The 22,645-nt window shown below is 69.9% G+C and carries 16 protein-coding genes; 4 read left to right on the top strand and 12 right to left on the bottom strand.

Annotation, left to right across the window (positions count from 1 at the left end; translation table 11 throughout):
* Window positions 1-5 precede the first annotated feature (5 nt).
* Window positions 6-1,172, bottom strand: a complete 1,167-nt coding sequence (locus ACVBD7_RS21345; protein ID WP_458095248.1) for a hypothetical protein — start codon at window positions 1,170-1,172, stop codon at window positions 6-8.
* A 103-nt stretch (window positions 1,173-1,275) separates the two neighbouring features.
* Between ACVBD7_RS21345 and ACVBD7_RS21340 the strand changes: the two genes are divergently transcribed.
* Window positions 1,276-1,656 carry a hypothetical protein gene (locus tag ACVBD7_RS21340; protein WP_458095247.1) on the top strand — a complete coding sequence of 127 codons (381 nt, stop codon included), beginning with the start codon at window positions 1,276-1,278 and terminating at the stop codon, window positions 1,654-1,656.
* A 190-nt stretch (window positions 1,657-1,846) separates the two neighbouring features.
* Here ACVBD7_RS21340 and ACVBD7_RS21335 read toward each other — a convergent pair whose 3' ends face one another.
* The 3 genes from ACVBD7_RS21335 to ACVBD7_RS21325 all read right to left on the bottom strand — a co-directional run bounded on the left by ACVBD7_RS21335 (window position 1,847) and on the right by ACVBD7_RS21325 (window position 4,179).
* Window positions 1,847-2,236 carry a Zn-ribbon domain-containing OB-fold protein gene (locus ACVBD7_RS21335; protein ID WP_458095246.1) on the bottom strand — a complete coding sequence of 130 codons (390 nt, stop codon included), beginning with the start codon at window positions 2,234-2,236 and terminating at the stop codon, window positions 1,847-1,849.
* Window positions 2,237-2,241: 5 nt separating this feature from the next.
* The gene (locus ACVBD7_RS21330; RefSeq protein WP_458095245.1) at window positions 2,242-3,411 is read right to left on the bottom strand and encodes a thiolase domain-containing protein; all 1,170 of its coding nucleotides are present in this window, start codon (window positions 3,409-3,411) and stop codon (window positions 2,242-2,244) included.
* Window positions 3,412-3,597: 186 nt separating this feature from the next.
* Window positions 3,598-4,179 (bottom strand): TetR/AcrR family transcriptional regulator, encoded by a 582-nt coding sequence (locus tag ACVBD7_RS21325; RefSeq protein WP_458095244.1) that lies wholly within the window; start codon window positions 4,177-4,179, stop codon window positions 3,598-3,600.
* Window positions 4,180-4,412: 233 nt separating this feature from the next.
* Between ACVBD7_RS21325 and ACVBD7_RS21320 the strand changes: the two genes are divergently transcribed.
* The 3 genes from ACVBD7_RS21320 to ACVBD7_RS21310 are packed head-to-tail and all read left to right on the top strand — an operon-like array spanning window position 4,413 to window position 8,207.
* A complete protein-coding gene (locus ACVBD7_RS21320; RefSeq protein ID WP_458095243.1) occupies window positions 4,413-4,910 on the top strand; it encodes a (2Fe-2S)-binding protein in 498 nt (165 codons plus the stop codon).
* The gene (locus ACVBD7_RS21315; protein ID WP_458095242.1) at window positions 4,907-5,965 is read left to right on the top strand and encodes an FAD binding domain-containing protein; all 1,059 of its coding nucleotides are present in this window, start codon (window positions 4,907-4,909) and stop codon (window positions 5,963-5,965) included. Before ACVBD7_RS21320 ends, ACVBD7_RS21315 begins: the two co-directional genes overlap by 4 nt.
* Entirely contained in the window at window positions 5,958-8,207 is a 2,250-nt protein-coding gene (locus tag ACVBD7_RS21310; RefSeq protein WP_458095241.1) for a xanthine dehydrogenase family protein molybdopterin-binding subunit, read from the top strand. Before ACVBD7_RS21315 ends, ACVBD7_RS21310 begins: the two co-directional genes overlap by 8 nt.
* A 98-nt stretch (window positions 8,208-8,305) precedes the next feature.
* Here ACVBD7_RS21310 and ACVBD7_RS21305 read toward each other — a convergent pair whose 3' ends face one another.
* The 8 genes from ACVBD7_RS21305 to rfbC form a co-directional block, all read right to left on the bottom strand.
* The gene (locus ACVBD7_RS21305; protein WP_458095240.1) at window positions 8,306-10,378 is read right to left on the bottom strand and encodes a glycosyltransferase; all 2,073 of its coding nucleotides are present in this window, start codon (window positions 10,376-10,378) and stop codon (window positions 8,306-8,308) included.
* Window positions 10,375-11,265 (bottom strand): NAD-dependent epimerase/dehydratase family protein, encoded by an 891-nt coding sequence (locus tag ACVBD7_RS21300; protein WP_458097745.1) that lies wholly within the window; start codon window positions 11,263-11,265, stop codon window positions 10,375-10,377. The genes ACVBD7_RS21305 and ACVBD7_RS21300 overlap by 4 nt, the downstream gene beginning before the upstream one ends.
* Window positions 11,266-11,360: 95 nt before the next feature.
* Complete coding sequence (locus ACVBD7_RS21295) at window positions 11,361-12,629, bottom strand: glycosyltransferase family 4 protein (RefSeq protein WP_458095239.1); 1,269 nt, start codon at window positions 12,627-12,629, stop codon at window positions 11,361-11,363.
* The gene (locus tag ACVBD7_RS21290; RefSeq protein WP_458097744.1) at window positions 12,629-13,549 is read right to left on the bottom strand and encodes a glycosyltransferase family 2 protein; all 921 of its coding nucleotides are present in this window, start codon (window positions 13,547-13,549) and stop codon (window positions 12,629-12,631) included. The genes ACVBD7_RS21295 and ACVBD7_RS21290 overlap by 1 nt, the downstream gene beginning before the upstream one ends.
* A 77-nt stretch (window positions 13,550-13,626) precedes the next feature.
* Window positions 13,627-18,126: a rhamnan synthesis F family protein gene (locus ACVBD7_RS21285; RefSeq protein ID WP_458095238.1), complete on the bottom strand. Its 4,500-nt coding sequence runs from the start codon at window positions 18,124-18,126 to the stop codon at window positions 13,627-13,629.
* A 258-nt stretch (window positions 18,127-18,384) separates the two neighbouring features.
* Complete coding sequence (locus ACVBD7_RS21280) at window positions 18,385-20,733, bottom strand: glycosyltransferase (RefSeq protein ID WP_458095237.1); 2,349 nt, start codon at window positions 20,731-20,733, stop codon at window positions 18,385-18,387.
* Window positions 20,734-20,986: 253 nt separating this feature from the next.
* Entirely contained in the window at window positions 20,987-21,919 is a 933-nt protein-coding gene (gene rfbD, locus ACVBD7_RS21275; RefSeq protein WP_458095236.1) for a dTDP-4-dehydrorhamnose reductase, read from the bottom strand.
* 5 nt (window positions 21,920-21,924) lie between these two features.
* A complete protein-coding gene (gene rfbC / locus ACVBD7_RS21270) occupies window positions 21,925-22,551 on the bottom strand; it encodes a dTDP-4-dehydrorhamnose 3,5-epimerase (RefSeq protein ID WP_458095235.1) in 627 nt (208 codons plus the stop codon).
* Window positions 22,552-22,645 lie beyond the last annotated feature (94 nt).

Here is a 22,645-nt window from a genome sequence, read left to right as displayed (position 1 = left end):
GGGCCTCAGTGCCGTATCAGCGAGAGCACGATCTCGACCGCGATCAGCAGCAGGATCGCGATCTCCAGCAGCTCGGCCCGCCCGCCGGCGGCTTCCCCGTGCAGGGCGGTGTAGGTCTGGCGGATGATGTCGAGCTTGCGGTCTACCGCCGCGCTCACATTCGGCACGCGGAACAGGCCCATGGCGGCGGCATAAACGCGGGCGAGATACACGTCCTCGGTCACCTGCAGGGCGTTATCCACCCGCTCCGCCAGTTCCGTTACCTCGGCGACGAGGGTGTGGAGCTGGCGCGCCAGGCGCGCGTAGCGGCGTGAGGCCAGGAGGTTTGTGCGGCTCCGCGCGGCCTCGACCAGGGCGCGCATGCGCGGCAGCTCGTCGTCCAGCATCTCGTCGTAGCTGCGCAACTCGAGGAGCTGGGCGTTTGCCATCTCCAGCACGTCGGCCACATCGGTTTCACGCCGCGGCTCGATGATGAGGGCTCGGTCCCAGGTGATCACGGCCAGGTCGTCGGGGTGGTAGGAGAAGCGCTGCGCCAGCAGGTCGCGACGCGCGCCCTCGGATAGCGGCCGCTCCTCGCCCGAGAGCAGCGGGACGACATCGACCCGCTGCTGCAAGGCATCAGCGGTGATGGGCTCGCCGAAGGCATTTACCACGGCGAGAAGATAGTCCTCCTGCAGCGGGTTCGCGGTCGGGCGGTCGAGCGCTTCGCCCAGCAGCTCGCGCGTCTGGGCCAGCAGGCCGTCCCACACGCCCGTCTCGGCCGCGAGGCCCACGGTCTCGTCCGTCCGGTTCACCAACGCCGTGAAGTCGGTCCAGGACAGGTTGTTGGCGGAAAGTTGGAGCGAGAAGGCCGCGATGCCGAAATCATAGAGCCGGACGCTCGCCTCGGCCGTGACTGCGGCCTCGCCCAGCCGGAGCGCCACGGGGCCGAGGGCCAGCGCCAGGGGCGGCACGCCGAAGGACACCGCCTTGGCGGGCGTGCCGGCCAGCCGGGCGCGCGCGCTGGCGCCCTGGGACCGGCGTGCCCAGAGGTCCTCGGCACGCTTCAGGTCGATTTCATAGGCCATGTCGAAGAGGCGAAGGGCGGCAACATGCCCCGACCGCACCACCAGTTCCTGCTCCGCCACGCTGCGCGCCCCCGATCCGTCATCCTCATAATTGCACGCTTGCACGCAAAAACCATCGGTCTTAGCCTTTGCCGACCAAGGCTTCACAGGCCTGTCACATGCCGTCCGGGCCCTGCGCCCGGGTTGGGGCGCCGAAAGGAAAGATGCTATGCAGGGTCCGATCAAGCGCCGGCCGGCCAGGTCCGCCGCCGCGAAGGGCGCAAAGGGCAAGCCCGCGGCGACCGTGAAGCCCGCCCGCACGAAGGCGGCGAAGCGGCCCGTGGAGGCCCTGATTCTCACGCCCGCCGCCCCGTCGGCACCGGCCGAGAAGAGCGCGCCCGTGAAGGATCAGGCGAAGGGCCCGGCGAAGGAGAAGAAGCCTTCCAAGAACCGGACGGAGCCGCTGAACTTCCGCGTCTCGGTGGAATTCCGCCGCGCCTTCAAGCGTGCGGCTGCGGCGCAGGACTGCAAGAAGGTGGAGCTGCTCGAGCGGATCTTCACCGAGTGGAGCGCGCGCAACCCGGGTTCGGACACCGCCGGCCAGGCCTGATCGGGAGGGCCGCGCACCGGTCCGTTCGGGCGCGCGTGCGGTGGTTGGGCAAGGGGGCAACGGCAGCGCTCCTTTGCCGCCGGTTGCCTTACACTCGGGGCAGCGTGCCGCAGCCGAGGCGGAGACGGCCGGGGCTCGTCACCGCGAGGCTTGCCCCTCCCCACGCCCGCGGGCGGGGGAAGGGCCTGCATCATCCCGCGTCCGGCATGAACATCGGCATGGGCGGGCCGCCCTCGCTCGGGCGGAAGGTCACCCGCACCGGCAGGCCCACGCGGATGGTGTCGAAGTCGCAGTCCACGATATTGGTCATCATGGTCGTGCCCTCCTCCAGCCGCACATAGGCGATGGCATAGGGCTCCGGCGCGCGGCGCATGATGCTGTAGCTGTAGATTGTCCCGCGGCCGGACGCCTCCTGCCACACGGTCTCGCCGCCGCAATGCGGGCAGATCGGGCGGGGGTACCAGTGCGCGCGATCGCAGGTCTGGCAGCGGCGGATCAGGAAGCGGCCCTCGGCGGTTGCCTCCCAGAAGGGAAGCGAGTCCGGCGTAGCGGGAGAGAAGGGGATCTTGCGCTCGGGCATCGCCATCACTCCCGTTCCAGGATCAGCGTCGCGCTGCCATGGCGCGTGCCGAGCGAGCCGCCCGTGCCATGCGCCAGCGCCAGCGCGCAGCCCGGGACCTGCACGGCCGGATGCGCCTCGCCGCGCAGCTGCCTCACGGCCTCGATCACCTTCGTCATGCCGCCGCGATTGGCGGGATGGTTGTTGCAGAGCCCGCCACCATCCGTGTTGAAGGGCAGCTTGCCGACGCCGCTGATGAGGTTGCCGTCGGACACGAAGCGCCCGCCCCTGCCCTTCTCGCAGAAGCCGAGATCCTCGAGCTGCATCACCACGGTGATGGTGAAGCTGTCATAGATGCTGGCGTACTGGATGTCCGCCGGCGTCACCCCGGCTTCCTCGAAGGCGCGCGGGCCGGACCAGCGGGCGCCGCTGAATGTCAGGTCCACATCGCCGCCGAGCTGTCCCTTCACCGCCTCGCCGGCGCCGCGCAGCGTGACGACCGGCCGCTTCAGCGTCCGCGCGATCTCCGGCCGCGTCACGATCAGCGCGCCGCCGCCATCACTGATAACGCAGCAATCCAGCCGGTGCAGCGGATCCGCCACCATCGGGGAGTTCACCACATCCTCCACCGTCACGACATCCCGCAGCATCGCGTGCGGGTTGTGCTGCGCGTGGTGGCTGGCCGCGACCTTGACCCAGGCAAGCTGCTCGGAGGTCGTGCCGTACTCATGCATGTGCCGCATCGCGCACATGCCGTACATGTTCGCGACAGTGGGGCCGAACGGATACTCCCACTGCACGTCGGGCTGGGAGGGGTTGCCGCCGCGCGGCGTGGTGCCGGTCGCCACCCCCTCGCTGCGCGGCCGCCCCGCGAGCGTGATCAACGCGATGTTGCACTTCCCCGCCGCGATGGCCTGCGCAGCGTGCGAGACATGCAGCAGATAGGACGAGCCGCCGATATCGGTGGAATCGACGTGCCGCACGCGGAGGTTGAGGTAGTCCACCATGGAGAGCGGCCCCATGCCCGGCGCGTCGCCGGCGCAGAAATAGCCGTCCACGTCGCGAAGGCTCAGCCCGGCATCGGCCAGCGCCCCGACCGCGACCTCCGCATGGAGCTGGGCGAGCGAGGTGTCCGGGGCCTTGCGCGTCGGATGCTCATAGGCGCCGACGATGCAGGCCGCACCGCGGAGACTCATGCGCCGTCTCCTGGCATGCGGAAGGAGGGCTGCGCGGCTCTGCGGCGCCAGCCGGCTCGATCACTCATCGAAGGCTTCTTTCCCACCGCACCGTCCCATTCGCCTGCCAACCTTATGGTCCGGATCAATGCTAGGTCAGGCACGCCGCCGACGACAAGGAGCCGCCCGCAGGACGTCTCGTGACGATCAGGCCTGCGAGCCGCCAGGCCCCGGATCCCGCCGTCGCAGCCCATCGACGAAGACGTCGAGCAGGCGCAGCACACTGGCCTTCCAGCCCGGCGCGTCCTGGGCGTAACACATGCCGACCAGGGCCCGGAGCACGTCCTCCGGGCCGATATCGTCGCGGATCTCTCCCGCGGCCATCGCCAGCCGCAGCAGTTCGCCCAGGGCGCCGCTGAGCCGGTCGAGCGAGTAGGCCATCAGATCAGGCGAACCTTTCGTGGCGAGGGCGAGCGCGACCACCATTCCCTTTTTCGTCGCGACGAACTCCACATTCGCCCGAAGCCAGCGGCGCAGCGCCTCGGCCGGGCTCGGCTCCGCCCGCAACGCCTCCGCCAGCTCGACCAGCTGCTCCACCTCGCGACGGTACACCGCCTCGAACAGCGCCTCACGCGTCGGGAAGTGCCGGTAAAGGGTGCCGATGCCGACGCCGGCCTCGCGCGCGACGGCCTCAAGGCTCGCGTCCGGGCCGCCCTGGCTGAAGACGGCCTTGGCCGCCTCCAGCACCCGGTCCCGGTTGCGGACGGCGTCGGCGCGCGGCTTGCGCACCCCCCTGGCCACGCGATCCGTCACCCCGCGAACCAGAGTTGCCCCTTGTAAACGGAGGCACCCTCCATATTCTAACCTCCATTCGCCGGGCGGGACCCTGTTCCACCCCGCGTCCTGACTTGAGAACGCAGCATTGGCAACGCCGTCCCACGGCGATCGGCCGATTGCCGCTTGTGCCGCCTGGCCGTTCTGCGCCCAGGTGGATGTCGAAGCCGATCCCATCGGAGGCCCGCATGAGCCTGTCCATCACCCTCACCGTGAACGGCGAGCCAAGGAGGATTGAGCTGGACGACCCAAGGGTCACCCTGCTGGACCTGCTGCGCGAGCGCCTGGACCTGCCCGGCACCAAGAAGGGCTGCGACCGCGGGCAGTGCGGCGCCTGCACCGTCCTGCTCGACGGCCGGCGGGTGAACTCCTGCCTGGCTCTGGCGATCAGCCATGACGGGGCGGAGGTGCTGACCATCGAGGGGCTGGCGAGGGACGGCACGCTGCATCCCATGCAGGCCGCCTTCATCGAGCACGATGCCTTCCAATGCGGCTTCTGCACGCCCGGCCAGATCATGAGCGCGATCGGCCTGATCGAGGAGGGGCAGGCTGGGGACGATCCGGAGAGGGTGCGCGAGGGCATGAGCGGCAATCTCTGCCGCTGCGGTGCCTATCAAGGTATCACCGACGCGGTGCTGGACGCGCAGCAGAGCATGGGCCAGGCCGGCCGGAAGGTGGTCGCGTGAACCGCTTCGAATACCTGCGCCCCTCGACGGTGGAGGAAGCCGTCGCGGCCGCCGCAGTGCCGGGCAGTGCTTACCTGGCCGCTGGCACGAACCTGCTGGACCTGATGAAGGGCGGCATCGTCCACCCCGCGCGGCTGGTGGATGTCAGCCACCTGCCTGGCCTAGATGCCATCGAGGCGCGGCCGGGTGGCGGCTTCCGCATCGGCGCGCGGGTGCGCAACTCGGACCTCGCCTATCATCCCGAGTTCAGCCGCCAGTTCCCAGCGGTGGCCGAAGCGCTGCTCTCCGGCGCCTCCGCCCAGCTGCGCAACGCGGCAACGGTGGGCGGCAACCTGCTGCAGCGCACGCGCTGCGCGTATTTCTACGACCCCGCAAGCGCCTGCAACAAGCGCGAGCCCGGCACGGGCTGCGACGCGCGCGGCGGCGAGAACCGCTTGCACGCGGTGCTGGGTTGGAGCGAGCACTGCATCGCCACCCATCCCTCCGATTTCTGCGTGCCGCTCGCGGCCCTTGGCGCCACTCTCGAAATCGAGGGTACGACAGGGCGGCGCGAGGTACCGCTGGAAGAGTTCCACTTGCTGCCTAGCGACAAGCCGGAGCGCGAGAGCGTCCTCGCCCCCGGCGAGCTTATCGTGGCGCTACGCCTTCCCGCCGAGGCGGCCCGCTTCGCGGCCCATTCCCGCTATCTGAAGCTACGCGAGCGCACCTCCTACGCATTCGCCGTCGTCTCGGCCGCCGCCGGCTTGCGGCTTGAGAACGGGGTGATCGCGGAGGCACGCCTGGCGCTCGGCAGTGTCGCCCTGAAGCCATGGCGCGCACACACTGCGGAAGCAGCGCTGGCCGGCATGCCGCCTGACGCGACGAGCTTCGAGCGCGCCGCGGAGGCCGCGCTGGCCGAGGCGCGCCCCTCCGGCGACAATGCCTTCAAGATCGAGCTGGCGCGCCGGATCCTGGTGCGCGCACTGACGCTCGCCGCAGCCGGCACGCCCGAGCGCGTGCCTGCGCTACCCGCCTCCCCCTTCGCCCCCATCACCGGAGGTCTTGTTCATGTCTGAGACCGTCCATGTCCGGCAGGGTTCCAGCATCGGCCAGCCGCTCACGCGGCGCGATGGCCCGCTGAAGGTCACCGGCGCGGCCCGCTACGCCGCCGACAACAACCCGCCGGGCCTTCTGCACGCTGCCTTGGCGGTGAGCAGCATCGCCCGCGGCCGCGTGACCGCCCTGAACCTGGATGCTGCCATGGCGCATCCCGGCGTCATCGCGGTGATGACGCCCGCCAACCGCCCGCCGCTGGCGCAGGACCCGGACGACAAGCCGGGGCCCTTCATCTTCCGGCTCGAGCTGCTGCAGAACGACCGCGTGCGCTATGCCGGGCAGTCGATCGCGGTGGTGATCGCCGAGACGCTGGAGGCAGCCAAGGAAGGCGCCGCGCTGCTCGCGCCGCGCTACGAGGCCGAGCCGGTGGAAACCGGGCTGGACGATGGCGAAGTGTTCGTCCCGCAGGCCATCGGCGTCGGCAATCCCCCGGAGACGCGGCACGGCGAGGTGGAAGCCGGGCTGGCCGGGGCCGAGACCCGGATCGAGGCCACCTACGAGACTCCCGCACAGTACCACAATGCCATGGAGCCGCACGCCGTCGTCGCGACCTGGGAGGGCGAGCGCCTCGTCGTGGACACGCCGAGCCAGGGCCTCACCTGGGCGCGGGACCGTCTGGCCAGGCTGTTCGGGATGCCCGCGGAGAACATCCTCATCCGCAGCCCCTTCCTGGGCGGCGGCTTCGGCTCCAAGGGCCTGCTCTCGGGGCCGCAGATCCTGGGTATCCTCGCCGCGCGCCTGGTCGGGCGGCCGGTGAAGCTCGTGCTGCAACGGGACCAGATGTACGGCCCGGTGGGGCACCGCGCGCCCACGCGCCAGACCCTTCGCATGGGAACGGACCGGGAAGGCGCGCTGACCGCCATCCACCATCACACCCGCACCACCAGCAGCCGGTTCGACGACTTTTTCGAGCCCTCGGGCGGCACCACCCACACGCTCTACGCCACCCCGGCCCTGGCCACGACGACCGACGCCGTGCGGCTGGACACGGGCACGCCGCTCTTCATGCGGGCGCCCGGCGAGGGCAGTGGCAGCATCGCCCTGGAAAGCGCGATCGACGAGATGGCCTGGGCCTGCGGCATGGACCCGCTGGAGTTCCGGCTGAAGAACTACGCCGAGGTGGAGCCGGGCAGCGGCAAGCCCTTCTCCTCCAAGGCCTTGCGCGAATGCTACGCGGAAGGTGCGGCGCGCTTCGGCTGGCAGGGGCGGCCGCTCGCCCCCCGGGGCATGCGCAATGAGAACGGGCTGCTGGTCGGCTGGGGCATGGGCACGGCGACCTTCCCGGCGTTAATGTTCCACGGCCAGGCACGCGCCGTCCTCCGCCGTGACGGCACCGGCCTGGCCGAGCTCGGCGCCCAGGACATGGGCCAGGGCGCATGGACCGCCCTCGCCCAGATCGCTGCGGACGGGCTGGGCCTGGATATCGCCCGGCTGGAGTTCCGCGCCGGGCATTCCGACCTGCCGGATGCCGGCATCGCCGGCGGCTCGGCCCATACCGCGACGGCGGGCGTGGCCCTTCGCGCGGCGGGGGCCGACGCGGTTGCGAAGCTTGCGGCGCTGGCGATGGAGGATGAGCGCTCCCCGCTGTTCGGCGCCGGCAATGCCGGGGTGGTGGCGCATGAGGGACGGCTGGTCCGGCGTGACGACGAGACACGGGGCGAGAGCTACGCCGACATCCTGGCCCGCGCGGGCCTGGACGAAGTGGAGGGACGCGGCAGCGGCGCCATAGATCCGGCAGTGCAGGAGCGCTTCGCGACGCACGCGCATGGCGCGGTGTTCGCCGAGGTGACGGTCGATCCCGATCTCGGGCAGATCCGGACGACGCGGCTGGTGGGCGCCTTTGCCGCCGGCACCATCGTCAACCCGCGGATGGTGCGCAGCCAGTATCTCGGCGGAATGATCTGGGGCGTGTCCTTTGCCCTGCATGAGGCAGCAGTGACGGATGCGCGCAGCGGCCGGGTGATGAATGCCAACCTAGCCGAGTACCACGTGCCGGTGAACGCCGATGTCCCCTCGATCGAAGCCATCCTGGTGAAGGAGCACGATCCGCATGTGAACGCTCTCGGCATCAAGGGCGTGGGCGAGATCGGGGTCACCGGCACAGCCGGGGCCATCGCCAATGCCGTGTGGCACGCGACGGGGGTCCGTGTGCGACGCTTCCCGATCGCGCTCGAGGAGCTGGTCGGCGCCGGGGCGAGGTGAGGCGCGCCGCCGGACCGCCTGGGTTCATGCACCCAGCCGGCAGACCGTCCGAATGCATCAAAATGGGGACAGCTGGGCGGCGGCGCCCAGCTGTTTTCTCACATACCGACCAAGGGGATCCCGGCCTCGGGGCCGACCCGCGGCGGGAAGGCGAGCTGCCACTCGAAGCCCAGGGTCAGGCCGAGATTGGGGTTGTGGAAGGGATCGGCAGCGGTCACCTCCGCCCAGCGGGCGCGCATCCGCCGGACCTCCTCAGTCTGGAAAGGCTGGCGGTCGCCGGCATAATGCGAGCCGTAGGTCTGCAACTCGTGATGGTGCAGTTCGGCCTGCGCCGCATAGACGATGGAATGCCCGGTCTCGCCCACGCGCAGTGCGAAATCGACATCGTTGAAAGCGCTTGGATAGCTCTCATCCAGACCGCCGACGCGCTCGAACAGATGTCGCCGAACGAGCATGCAGGCGGCGGTGACGACCGAAAGCTCCTGCGCCAGAACGGCGCGGGACATGTAACCCGGCTCCGTGCCGGGCAGGTAGCGATGAGCATGATCGCACAGGCCGGATAGCCCCATGATCACGCCGCCATGCTGCACCCGGCCATCGGGATAGAGCAGCCTGGCGCCGACGACCCCGACCTCCGGATCGCGCAGGAAGGCGAGCATCCAGCGCAGCCAGTCCCGCCCGATGGGCGAGACGTCGTCGTTCAGCAGCAGGATGTGGTCGCCGGTCGTGCGCTCCGCGATCAAATTGTTCGCAGTGGAGAAGTTGAATCGTGCGGCCTGCAGGGGCGTCACGGTCACGTTGGAATAGCGGCCCAGCACCTCGGCCGCGGCGCGCTGCTCGGCGTCGAGCGGCCCGGGCTGCATGACCGCGACATGCAGGTCCAGATTTTTGTGGTCCGTGCCCTCGAGAATCGCCCGAATGCAGGTCAACGAATGCGGCTGGCGCAAGGTCGAGGGGATGATGACAGTGACCCGCTCGTCATTGTTCTCCTCCCGTAGACGGAAGGACAGCGGCCAGCTCACCACCGGCGTGATCGCCGGTCCTCCGTGCTGCAGGTGGCGGGCAGTAATGGCGGCGAGCACGGCGGGAGGCGCCTCTTCCGCATCGGGCCGGCGATGCGTGAGGATGTAGGGAATGCGCGCGCTGAAAGGCTGCCCACCCACCGCGTGGCGCGTTAGCCAGAGATCGAGCCGAAGCGCCTCCGCCCACTCTACATCGGCAGGCGCGTGGCGAAGCAGGGTGTCGCGCCGCACGAGCCAGAGGCCGCGGGACAGCAGGCCCGACAGCATTGTCACGTGGCTCGGCGTTGGCTTGAACCGGGGTGCGTGGCGCGAGAAGTCGGGCGCGATGTCGTCCTCGTCCACGATGACCACCTCGGGCTTGCCGAGCTCCGCGATCTGGTCGGCCGCCAGCCGCGTGGTATGGGTCGGCACGACCTCGCCTGCCTGCAGGATGCCGATATAGTCGGCCTGCAGCCCCTCCAGCGCGAGCGGCACCGCACCTCCCGAGGTGTCGACCACCACGCGGGCCCCGGCATCCAGTTGCCCATCCATCTGGGCATCCAGGCTGCGCAGTGTGGCGGCGAGCGCTTCGGAGGACGCATCACGGGCGATGATGAGATACCCGATTGAAGGCTCCGCGGGCCGCGGCGGCACGTCCGCCGCGGACCACTGGTCGAACAGCGTCACCCAGGTGGCGTAATCCTGCTGCGGGATCTGTGCCTCATAGGCCTTTGCCGCGAGGACCTGGCGGATCTGACGACGCAGCATGCGCGGCCGGAACGACGCGCTGCGCAGCAGCTCGCGCATCGTGTTCCGCGGCGCGCTGAGCAGTAGGCGAACGGAGGCCAGTGCGCGGCTGAGCGGGCGGAGGGACGGCACCCCGGCCCGCATCGCCTCCGCGGTCGAGCCGATGGCGAAGAAGCGCGCCTCGATGGCCTCGGGCGGGATGAAGCAGATCAGCTCGGGCGCCGCGCTCTGCCAGAGCGGCGCAGAGCTGCGGGCATTGAGGAAGAGATTGCCGTTAAGGGCCTCTCCTTGCTCGTCATGCAGGGAGAGGAACAGGATTGTCGCCGGGCCCAGGCCCGAGACGGGCAGCCTGATCCGGTTCCACGCGCCCCGCGAGGGCCTGGCGATCGGCTGGGTGCGGAGCAGGGTCGGCCGGCGGCTCACCGCGCTACCCCTGAGCCGGTCATCGACTGGCCGAGGCTGCGAAGCCAGTCGGCGGTCCCACGCAAGCCCTGTAACCAATCGGTCCGCGCCGTCCAGCCGAGTTCACGCGCGATCAGCGAGACGTCCAGCACATTCGCCGGCACGTCCACCGGGCGGCCGTGCCTGTACAGGATTTCGGCGCCCTCGACACCCAGCACCCCGTCAATGGCCGAGACGACATCGCGGATCGAGCGGCCGATGCCGGAGCCGACATTCAGCACCCGGTGAGGGCCGTCATAGAGGGCCGCGTGGAGCATTGCCTCGACCAGGTCATCGACGTGCAGAAAGTCCCGAACGATTTGCCCATCTCCCCAAATCTCCACCGGGCGGCCTGTCAGCCGTCGCGCAATCAGGGCCGCGATCACGCCTTGCCCCCGATGCGGACTCTGAAAGGGACCATAAGGGTTCGCCGCCCGCAGCACGACAGAGCGAAAACCGTGCCGATGTGCCTGCAAGCCCAGATGCTTCTCAACCAGCAGCTTGTGAATGCCATAGGCCGAGATTGGGTCCGTCGGGTGGTCCTCGGCGATCGGCAGGCGCTGGGGCACGCCATAAACCGTTCCGCCCGACGAGATGAAGACGACCCGCCCGACCCCCGCCGCCCTGCAGAGCTCGAGAAGCCGGACCGAGGCCGCTGCATTTGCATGCAGGTCGGCGACCGGATCGCGCTCGGCCAGTTCCGGCACGCTGCCGCCGAGCAGGTGGAACACCACCTCTGCCCCTTCCAGCGCGGCCGCGAGCAGGCCTTCAGCCGAGAACTCGGCGTTGGTCCACCGGAGTGGCGGCAGCGCGTCGGGAAAGGCCGGGGCGCGGCCGAAACCGTGCACCACAGCACCGGCAGCGACCAGGGCACGGCAGAGATTGAGTCCGATAAAGCCGCCCGCCCCAAGGACCAGGCATCGCTTGCCGAGCAGCGCGGAGGCGGCACGGCCGGGTGCTATGGTCAGAACGGCCGGCTGAGGAATTGCTCCATCTCCCCAGCCATCCTCTCGAAAGTAAAGCGCCGACCGGCCGCCTGGCCCCGTTCCGCCAGGCGCGCGCGCAGCGCCGGGTCTTTTGCCAGCCGGGCGATGGCGCGCGCGAGATCCGCGGCATCCCCCTTCCCGAAGAGCAGGCCGGACTCGCCGTCCTGCACGATCTCCGGGTTGCCTCCGACGCGCGAGGCAATGGTCGGGATGCCCTCGGCGAGCGCATGGATCAGGGTGAGGGAAAAGGGTTCGTAGAGGGACGGGAACAGATAGATATCATGCGCGTCGAACAGGGTGGGAAGCTCGGCCTCCGCCACGACCGGCCGCATCTCGATCTCGGCCGCCCGCCCGCTCCGCGCAACCGCCTCGGCGAAGCGGCGCATATAGGCCACGTCCTGCTCGTCGCCCACGACAGTGAGCGTGATCCGCTCCACGCCCAGTTCCTCCGGCCGGAGTAGCGGCAGCGCGTCCACCGCCGTGTCGGCCCCCTTCAGGTCCACCAGCCGCCCGGCAAAGAGGAGCCGCAGTGTGCCCGGCTGCACCAGCCGGCTGCGGTCCGTTGCCGCGCCGCCTGCGCGTGGAGGTTGCCGCACGCCGTTATGGATCACGCGATGGGTGCGGAAGAGCGAGCCGCCCGCTGCGTAGAAGTCCCGCATGAAGCGGGAGCCGAACACCGCCTCCAGTCTGCGCGGTGGGGTGCTTCCGGCGAGGCGCTGCAGGCCGCGCTTCGCCCGCCCTGCCATGGCGCGCCATGCAGGGGGTTGGGGCGGCGGGACAAAGGCGGCACTTCCATGGACCATGTCGCGGAAAAAGCCGCCGACGAACTCCGGGTTGCGCATCACCAGCAGCCAGTTGTCCGTCAGCATGACCACAGTGCGATAGACGCTCGCTTCCAGCGCCGTCAGTAGCGAGGCATCCAGGAAGAACAGGTTCCACGCGAAGACGACATCCGGCCGCACCTCGTCAAGCACGCGGTGGAGCGTGGCCAGGTTGCGCGCATTGACCGCTGCACGATCCTCCGCGGTGCCTGCAAAGGGCGTGTAGATGTCGGGGCCCGTCAGCAGGTCTAGCTCGCGCAGGACGCGCTGGCCGGGATACTCCGCGACCTTGCCGCCATGACGGCTGGTGAGCACCGTGATGTCATGGCCGCGCATGGCCAGTTCGGTCGAGACCTCGTGGCAGAGGCGCTCATATCCCCCCACCACATTCGGCGGGTAGAGGTTGCTGAGAACAAGAATGCGCATCAGACCCAGCCCACCAGCCTGGCGCGGAATCCCTCGTCGGCCAGAAGCGGCGCGGTGTCGAGCCGCCCGCCGCCATGGCGCCGCAGATAGGCCATGCAGGGTTGCACGGCACGGGTCAGCGCATGGCGCACCAGCACCTCCTCCATCGAGCCGGCGGCATCCCAGTCGGGCTCCGGCGCGCCGGGGCGATCCCAGAGAAGGGTAAGATAGGCGGCGGCCGAGGCGGCCCACTCGGCGCGCACGCGGCGGTGGTCCTCCGAGATGGTGTTGCTGCCGTGCTGGCGGTACCGCAGCAGCGGCTCCTCCACCAGCGCGATACCATGCCTGAGAGCGAGGGCGCGCAGCGCGAAATCCAGGTCGTGCGTGTAGCGCAGCGCCGCGAACTCCCCGATCCGCGCGGTCAGATCGCGGCGGAACAGGAAGTTGGAGGTGGTCATCAGGAAGTTGGCGTTGACCAGCGCCGTGCCCATGTCTCGGCCGGCGTGGAAGGCCAGCGCCTCCAAGTACCAATCGTTGCGGATGGCCGCGCCCTGCCCGTCCATGAAGGAGATTCCGGAGGCGGCAAGATCCGCGCCGGGCTCCGCGTCCAGCCGCAACGCGAGCGCGTCGAGGCGGCCCGGCTCGTAGATATCGTCCGAGTTCAGGATGGCGACGAACTCGCCCGTGCAGTCCCGGATCCCCGCGTTGATGGTAGCATGCGCGCCCTGATTGAGCTGGGTACGAAAGCGGATTCGCGGGTCGCGCGCGGCCAGATCCCGCATCACGCGCGCGGAGTCGTCGGTGGAGCCGTCGTCGATAACCACGAGCTCGCGCAGCACGGCGCCCTGCAGCAGCACGCTCTCGATGGCTGGCGTGATATAGGCGGCATGGTTGTAGAGCGGCACGACGACCGAGACGCGCGCCTCACCGGCACGCCTGATGGCGGCGGGCGGTGCAGCAGGGGCGACAACGGGGGCCGCCGCAGGGGCAGGCCGCCTTTTGAACGGATTGAACAGGGTCAGAATCCCCGCTGCGCAAGTCGCTGGGCGAGACCGGGCGGCACCTGCGTCGCCATCGGCGCCGGCTCGGTGCGAACGGGCAGCAGGACCGGCCCCGTCAACGCTACGCCGTGCTCGCCCAGGAACCGGTCCAGCTCGGCCGGGCTGTGCGCCGTCACGATCGTGCCCGTGTTCGCGAGGAGCGCGGGCTGCGCGATCTTCAGCCAGGCGTGGCCGCTGCGCTCGCAGGCCAGGAAGTACAGCCGCTCGATGGCATGGGCCGGGGTGTGGTCCAACTGCGCGCCCTCGGTCGGGAAGTCCTCGAAGGCAAGGTTGAGATCGAGCAGCGGCTTCAGCGCGGCCGTGCGCGCCCAGAACATGGAGCCGGAGGGGAAATCCAGCGCGCGCACGGGCGAGAGCGTGATCCCCATGCGCCGCGCAAGATCCTGCGCCGCGTCGTAATTGCCGTTCCAGCCGATCCAGCGGCGGATACCCTCGTAATGCTGAGGCGCCACCATGCCGAGCTTCGGCAGGCGCGCGAAGGCATCGAGGATGCTGGAAACGGCCTCCTTCGAGCCCAGCAGATTCTCGAACAGGAAGCCGCGCCAGGGCGCGAGGAAGGACGCGTGGTCCGACTTCTTGGAGTGCAGGTGCAGCACCAGATCGTGGTCCGCATGGGCATCGGCGAAGCCCACCAGCTTCGGCGCGATGTCGCGGCCGCGGTTCGGCACCACGCGCAGCTCCACGCGGCCACCTTCCCAATCCGCGAAGGCGGCGCGGATCACCGCCGCCTTCTCCTTGGTGTCGGTGGAGAGGAAGAGGTTGGCGGGAACCGGCAGATTTCGCAGATAGGCCCGAACCTCCCGCCCGACCTCGGGGTGGAACAGGTGGCAGATCACCGCGATGCGTGGCGTGGGCGCCTGCAGCGGTGGGAAGTCAAAGGGAATCGCCAGGCTGTAGTCGGATTCCGCGGGGCGACTGGTGTGCGGCTCTGTCTCAGCCGGGGGCGGCACAGGGCGGCGGCGCTCCTCCTCCACAAGCGCCTCCGGCCGGCGGCGGGTGATCGGCACGCCCGCGACAAGGGTGCGCACCGCGCCAGCGAAGGCCTCCGGCGAGGAATCCTGCCGGACCCGCTCCAGCGCGTTGCGGCGCAGCGTCTCCCACAGAGTACGATCACCATACAGGCGGGCGCAGGCAGCGGCGAAAGCGGCAGCGTCATCGGCGACCAGCACCTCGCGCCCGTCCTTCCAGCCCAACTGGTCCGCGATGAGAGGGGTCACCACCATCGGGATGCCCAGCATGGCGGCCTGTAGGCCTTTCAGCGGGATGCCCGCGCCGAAGCGGCTCGGCACTACCATAACGCGCGCACCGGCCAGCGCCGCGTGCAGGTCGTCCACCATGCCCTTAAGGTCTAGCGCGGTGCCATCCAGCGCGCGCACGCTCGGCGCCTCGGCCATGCCGATGACGGTAAGCTTCACCTCCTCGCCCAGGTGGCGGCGCAGCCCGGGCAGGATGTCCTGGGCGAACCAGCGCACGGCATCCGCATTGGGCGCGTCATCCGCCTGGATCGCGCCGAGGAAGACGATCTGCTCGCGCTCCTCGTAACCGCCCGGCAGCGGCTCGTCCTCAATCGCGTGGCTGAGGATGTGGACATCCTTCGCGCCATAGGTCTCAAGCGTCTCCCTCTCGGCGGCGGAAACCGACACGGCGGAATCCGCAAGGCGCGTGAGCGCTACCTCGGCGGCGACCATCGCGTGCCGCTCCTCCTCCGTCGCAGCATTGCCCTTGGAGGCGCGGCGCTGCAGCGTCCGCGTCACGAATAGCGCCTCGGCGTCGTAGATCACGCGCGCCTGCCCGATCAGGTCCCGGTCCGCACCGATGATCTCCTCAAAGGCCGCCATGTTCGGCGGGCGGCAGACGATGATCGCATCGAAATGCCCGCGCCGCGCCTCGAGATAGGGGCGAAGGTCGGACATCTGGGCGTAGAGCAGCACCTCGATTCGCTTGTCCAGCGCGCGGCGGACCCCGTTCCAGGTCTCGGCATGCCGGTGCACCGGGAAGAAGGCGACATCGGCGCCGGCCCGCAGCAGCTCGTGCAGCATGCGGTTGGCGCGCGGGTAGCCGGTGCCCAGCTCCACCTTCGGGACGCGGTCCTCGATCACCAGCACGCGCGGCCGGTCCGACCGCGCGGTGCGCGCGGCGACCACATTCACGGGGTCGAGCGGGAACTGCCCGTCCAGCCACGCCCGGTGCTGCTCCACGAAGATCCGGTGGTTCGTCGCCTGCAGCGCGAGCGCATCGGCAGAGCTGGCCGAGCTGCCGAATTCGTAGTGGATGATGGACGCATCCGGGTCGAAGACCACGCGCTGCCCGCTCTCCCACAGGCGCAGGCAGTAATCGGTTTCCTCGTAATAGGCGGGGGCATAGCGCTCGTCGAAGCCGCCCATCTCCCGCCACAGATCCATGGAGGTGAGGAGGAAGGCGCCGGAGCAGTAGTCCACGTCGCGCTGGAACATGAAGTCGGGCGCGTTCGGGTCCTGCCCACGGCCGTAGCCGGAGGCGGCGCCGTTGCGCCAGAGGATGGAGCCCGCCTCCTGCAGCGTGCCGTCCGGCAGGATGATCCGCCCGCCCACCGCGCCGATATCGGGCGCGGAATCCAGCGTGCGCAAGGCGGAGGCGACGGCCCCCGGCAGAAGCTGCGCGTCGTTGTTCAGCAGCAGAAGCGCGCGTCCCTTGGCCGAGCGCGCGGCCTGGTTCACGCCCTTGAGGAAGTGCAGGTTCGTCGTGCTGCGGATGATCGTCGCGTTCTCGATGCGATCCAGCAGCGCCTTCGTGCGGTCGGTGGAGCCGTTGTCGAGGATCACCACCTCCACCCCGACATCGCCGCCCGACAGCGTTTCGATAATCGAGCCCAGGCACCCGAAGGTCAGCTCCGCCTGGTTGTAGAGAACGAGGACGATGGTCACGTCCGGCTGCGCCGCACGCGGCAGGCGCAGATTCGCCGTGCTGGCCAGGAAGGCGTCGAGCCGGGCCGAGAGGGTGGTGCGCATCGCCGTCTTCGCCGACACGGCCTCGGCCGGTGCAGGCAGCGCCGGCTGGGCCGTTGGCGCGGCCGCGGGCTCCGCCGCGGGCGGGGGGACGGGGTGGAACTCCGCCAGGGCCGGGGGCGCTGGAATGGGGGCCGGGCGCAGGCGTCCCTCCCGCAGCAGCCGCACGCCGATGCGAAGAGGCCGCGTCACACGCCAGGAGGTTGAGTTCACATAGCTGGCCCTGACCGCCTCGATAGCGCTCGCGGCAGCCTGGGCCTGGGCCTGCTGTGTGTGGACTGCGGCCTGCGCCTCGGCCTGCAGTTGGGCGAAGCGGGCCTGCACCTCCGCTGCCACCGCGTTGCGATGTGCCTCGGCCTGCGCGAGGCGCGTCTCATACTCGTGCCGCTGCTGCCGGAGATCGGCGTTCAGGCGGATGGCAAGGTTGTCCCGGGCGAGGATAAGGTCGTCGCGCGTCGCCAGCGCCGCGGCCCGCGCCGCCGCCGTGTTGCCGAGGAAAGCGATCATCGCGTCCTTTGCGGCAATCACCTCCCGCTCGCTGGCGAGGAGATGTCCCTTCCATTCCAGCTCCTCGCGCAGCGTGTCCGCCGTCGCGTTGAGTTCGTGGATCTGGCCGGCCAGATCGGCGGCCCGCGGACCCTCAGCCGCTGCCCGGATCTGGTCCGCCAGCTCCTCCGTGCGCGCGTCCCGCGCCCGGATCTGGCCGGTCAGCTCGGCGATATGGCCGTCCTTGGCCGCGATCTGCTCCCGCAGCGCCAGGATCTCCGCCTGGCGCTGGAATGCCTCGCCGCGGGCGGCGATCCGGCGGCGGAATATGGCCGCCTGATCCGGCCCGAGCTCGAACAGGGCGCGCAGGGCCGGCGCCTGATCCGGCCCGACGCCGAGTACCCCGAGGCCGTTGGAATGGTCGAAGGCGAAGCCGGGGTAGCGGCCCCGCAGCTCCTCCCACAGGCGCCACACGCCGAAGCCGCGCTCCCGGACGTTGATGTCATGGAACAGCACGACGCCGCGCGGGGACAGGGCGGAACGCCAGGTCTCAAAATCGTGGAGCACCGCCTCGTGGCTGTGCAGGCCGTCGATATGCAGCAGGTCGATCCCGCCATCGGGGAAGTAGCCGCGCGCATCGTCAAAGGTGGTGCGCAGCAAGGTCGAGAACTGGCTGAAATGCGCCGCGTTGAAGCGGCTGACATCGGCGAAGACCTCCTCGCCGTAATGGCCGGCATGCTCGTCGCCCTGCCAGGTGTCCACCGCAAAGGCGCGAGCGGTCGGGCAGAAGGCGTCGATCGCCTGACAGAAAGCGAAGTAGGAGTTGCCGGAATGCGTGCCCAGCTCGACCAGTGTGGTCGGACGCATCGCCTTCACCAACCAGAAGGCGAAAGGGATGTGTCCCGTCCAGGGGCCGGGCTGGACGATGCGCACCGGGTCCCAGGCCAGCTCGTGCCCCAGGGCAAGATTGTCCATCGGATCCGGCATGGCCCCACTCATACGCTCTCGCCTTCCTATCCGACCGGCCGGGTTGTTTACAGGCTGGGCACTCCGGACCGCAATGCACCCTGGCCCACGGCCCCATCCGCCCCTCACTCAGCGACGCGCGCGGCCTACCCAGGCGGCGGGCACAGGGGCGAGACCTGAGGAAAGGTGAGCGCTGAGCTGGAAGCCGCACCCGAAAGGCAGGTATCCCCGGATGGGCCGCTATCGAGGACCGCCCGATCGGGCGGCCCCGCGTGGTGCCTAAAGCCCGATCCGCTGGAGCAGGGTCTCGAGACGGTCCTGCCAGGCAGCAGGGGAGAGCGCCTTCCCTGCATGCTCCAGGCCGCCTACCGAGAGGCGGTTCCACAGCGCCTCGTCCGTATAGGCCTCGAGCAGGCGCGCGGCGAACGCCTCGGGTTCCGAGGCGACCAGGATGCCCGTGTCCTCCGACAGAGACATGCCCTCTGCGGCCACCGGCGTCGCGATGCAGGGCACGCCGGCGGCGAGGCTGGAGGCCACCTTCCCTTTGGCGCCGGCGCCGAAGCGCAGCGGCGCGACAGTCAGGCGCAGCCCTTCGAACCAGGGCCCGACATCCGGCACATGGCCGAGCGTCCGGATCCGGCCCGGCACGCCGTCCAGCATCTCCTCGGGGAAGTCCGGCCCGACAATGGTCATCTCCAGGTCAGGCATATCCCGGACGACCAGCGGCCAGATTTCAGCCAGAAAATAGCGCATCGCATCGAGGTTCGGCGCATGGGCGAAGCCGCCGATGAAGCCGATCCCGGTCCGGTCCGAAAAGGGCGTGACGGGCGGAATGAGCGGCCGCGCGAGCGGCAGTTCCACGGCCAGCGCCTCCGGAATCTCCTCGAGGAGAAGGTCGAGCTCGGCCTTGGAGACGACGACGGTGGCGTCGCTCGCGCGGATCACCTCCTCCTCGCGCCGGCGCACCTCGCGCGCCACGGCAAGCGCCGCCTCCCCCCCTTCGAGGCGCGCCTGGCGCTCCACGCGGAGGAAATTCAGGTCGATGGTGTTGAAGACGATCCGCGCCTTGCGGGCGTGCTGCAGGACAGGCTCCAGGAAGCGCCCCCCGCAATAGACACGGCAGAGCACGCAAAGGTCGAGCGTCGCACCCTCTCTCTCCAGGAACTCCTCGACCGAGGCGGCGTCGGAGGGAAGCAGGCAGCGGTGCCCTGCCCGGATCAGCGCATCCCGCGCCGGGACGTCTCCGTCATGCTCGCGCGCGGCAGCCAGGATGACGTCGAAGCCGAAATGGCGGAGCGCCTGGACGAGGTTCACGATCTCGACCGAGCCTGCATCCCGGTCAGGGCGCGGCCAGTGGTCGTCGATGACGATGGCGCGGCCACGCCAGGCCGGGGCGGAGGTCGTGGCAGGATCGGGCGAACCCGGCGCGACGGCCGGCTCCATGCCCCGGACCCGCCGGACCAGCTTGCGGAGGCCAGGCGGAAGGGTGGCGTATCGGCGCCGCAGCCGCTCATGAGCCCGGTAGGCCGACAAGCTCTCCAGATACCCGACGCGATCCTGCAGCGCGATGATCTCGCCCTGCGCCCGGGCCAGGCGCTCACGGTCCCGACGCATCTGGGCCGAGAGGACGGAAGCCTGGATCGCATCCTCCGGGGTGGCAGTCGCAGCACCGGAGGACGGTTCCACCTTGCCGAACCAGGCCGCGGGCACGGATGCCGTCCGGTTGGCATAGCTGCGGGCCGGGTCGAAGGGCGGCCTGCCCTCCTTCCAGCCATAGGCGAGATAATGGGCGAGGACGGAGGGGTAGGTCCCCGCCTCCACCGCCGCCACCACGTCGGGAAAGGCCCTGGCATACCAGGCCGCGTCGAAGCCGGGCACGCCCGCCTCGTCCTCGGCCTCTTGCGCCGCGCCGGACGGTGGCAGGGGGATGCCCGGCCGGTCCAGCCGCCGCGCCGGCATACCCCGGAGCTGGCTGGCCGCGGCCCGGCGGATTACCAGCACATCCTGGTGCTCGTCCCAGCCGCGCTCCTGATAGGATTGCAGGCGCAGGCCGCTTCCCACGAGTTGCGTCTCGTACCAGGCCCGGGCCGCGAGCGAGATGCCGTAGTCCGGGCTCCCGTCATAGCCGCGGTAGCCATACCCATGCATCAGGTACTGCGCGATCAGACCGCGCGCCGCCGGCTCGCTCAGCCCATAGTTCCAGGACCGCAGCCGCTCTGCGACATACTCGCCGTGGCTGGTGACCACGAGGCGCGATTCCGGGCCCATATGGCGCGCCGCGAAATCGAGGAACTGCCGGGTCTGGTGCTCCGGCAAATGCGTGAGCAGGGAACCGACCCAGATGAGGTCGAAAGGTCCGCCGAGATGCAGATCCCGGAAATTCGGCTCCGAATAGACCCCCCGCGCGTCGAAGGTCGCCGCCGCGAAATCCACGCCCGGCCGGTCGAGGTCGCAGACTGTGATGGCGGCGTCGGGATAGCGGGCGCGGAGCATCCGCGTGACGCGCCCGAAACCGCAGGGCAGATCCAGGATGGTGCGCGGCGGCGGCGCATCGGCCAGCGCGGCCTCGATAATGCCGAGCGCCGAAAGCCCGACCCGGAGATAATGCTCTCCACTTCCGTCAAACATCGTGTCCTGCGGGGACAGCTTTGTATTGAGGTTACCTAGAGCAAACCCATCTGGCAGCGTGAGAGACATCTGTCCTGTCTAATAACCGGTCAGCGGCCTTAACACGCGGCCGATGCGCCTGCCAGCGGCAAGGCGCCGCATCGGGATGTCCGCGATTTACTGTGCTGCTTGGGCCGGCCGTGAACCCAGTGGCAGCCATTTCTCCCGCCCCGGAACATGCCCAATGCAGGCCGGGCCCTCTCCGGCTGCCCCTTCAGGAACCGGTTTTGGCCGGTGGGATCAGCGCATCGAGGCAGTGCGAGAGGGAGAGGCGCCAGTCGGCGGGCCGGATGCCGTGGATCCGACCGATCCGCCCGCAATCCAGCCGCCCATCGGCCGGGCGGCGCGCGGGGGTCGGGTAGTCCGCGGTGGTGATGGCGCGCAGCTCCGGCGTCCGCAGCCCACGCCGGGCGGCCTCCGCGAAGATCGCGGCCGCGAAGTCGTGCCAGCTTGCATGGGGCGCGCCCGTGAGGTGGAACACGCCGAAAGCCTCGTCCCCGGCCGGCGACGCCACCAGCCGCGGCAGGATGCCGGCGATGGCCTCGGCTAGGTCGGCCGCGAAGGTCGGCGCGCCGCGCTGGTCGGCCACGACGGAGACGACCTCCCTCTCCTGCCCCACGCGCAGCATGGTCCGGACGAAGTTGTGGCCGTGCGGGCTGCACACCCAGGCCGTGCGGATGATGGTGCTGCGCGGGTTGGCGGCCAGAACAGCGCGCTCCCCGGCCAACTTGGATTCGCCGTAGACGCCGGACGGCCCCGTGGGCGCGTCCTCGGTATAGGGCGCGCCGCCATCGCCCGGGAACACGTAGTCGGTCGAGAAATGGACGAAAGGAATGCCGCGGCGGGCGGCGGCGGCGGCCAGCAGCCCGGCACCGGTCGCGTTCACCGCAAAGGCCAGGTCGCGCTCGCTCTCGGCGCGGTCCACCGCGGTGTAGGCGGCGGCATTGACGATCACGTCCGGCACCGCAGCCTCGACCGCGCGGAGGATGGAGGCGGGCTCGGCCAGGTCGAACTCCGGCCGTGCCTGCGCGATGACCTCATGGCCCGCACGGGTGAGGCGCTCGACCAGCTCGATGGCAAGCTGGCCGGTGCGACCGGTGACGAGGATGCGCAGGGAGGGGTGCGCGGCCCCCAGGTCAGATGGCATCGGGATCAGAAGGCATCCGGCAGGTCGCGCAGCCGGGGATGCCGCCGGTCCTTGTCCGACAGGACCGGGCCTTCGGGGCAGCCGAGGGCGGCGAAGTCTGGCCAGGGCAAGGCGAGATCCGGGTCGTCCCAGGCCAGGCCGCGGTCATGTTCCGGGCTGTAGAGGTCGGTCACCTTGTAGGCGACCTCGGTATCCGGCGTCAGCGTGATGAAGCCATGGGCGAAGCCGGCCGGGACGTAGAGCTGGTCCCCGCCCTCGTCCGAGAGCCGGCAGGCGATATGGCCGCCGAAGGTGGGCGAGTTGCGGCGGATATCCACGACGATGTCGAGGATGGCCCCCCGAAGCACCCGCACCAGCTTCGCCTGGGCGCGCGGGGGCAGTTGGAAGTGCATGCCGCGGAGGGTGCCCGGCGTGGCGGAGAGGGAGTGGTTGTCCTGCACGAAGACGTCCGTGACGCCGACCGCCTCGAAATCCCCCCGATTGTAGGTCTCCATGAAGAACCCGCGGTGATCGCCGAAGCGGCGGACCGTGATCAGCAGCGGGCCGGCGATCTCATAGGGCCGCGCGGTCACGTTGCCGCTGGTCAGCGCGCGGACGGGGGTCGAAGCATCGATCTGACGCAGCGAAGTCATGCGGTGCGCCACTCCTCTAAGGCTGTGCCCTTCTATCCGGTCGGGCACGGTTGGGCGAGACCGTCCTGGGACAGCCGGACCGGGCGGCCAGGAA

The sequence above is a fragment of the Roseomonas sp. WA12 genome, from assembly GCF_054165765.1.
This window is presented reverse-complemented; position numbering and strand designations above follow the sequence as displayed.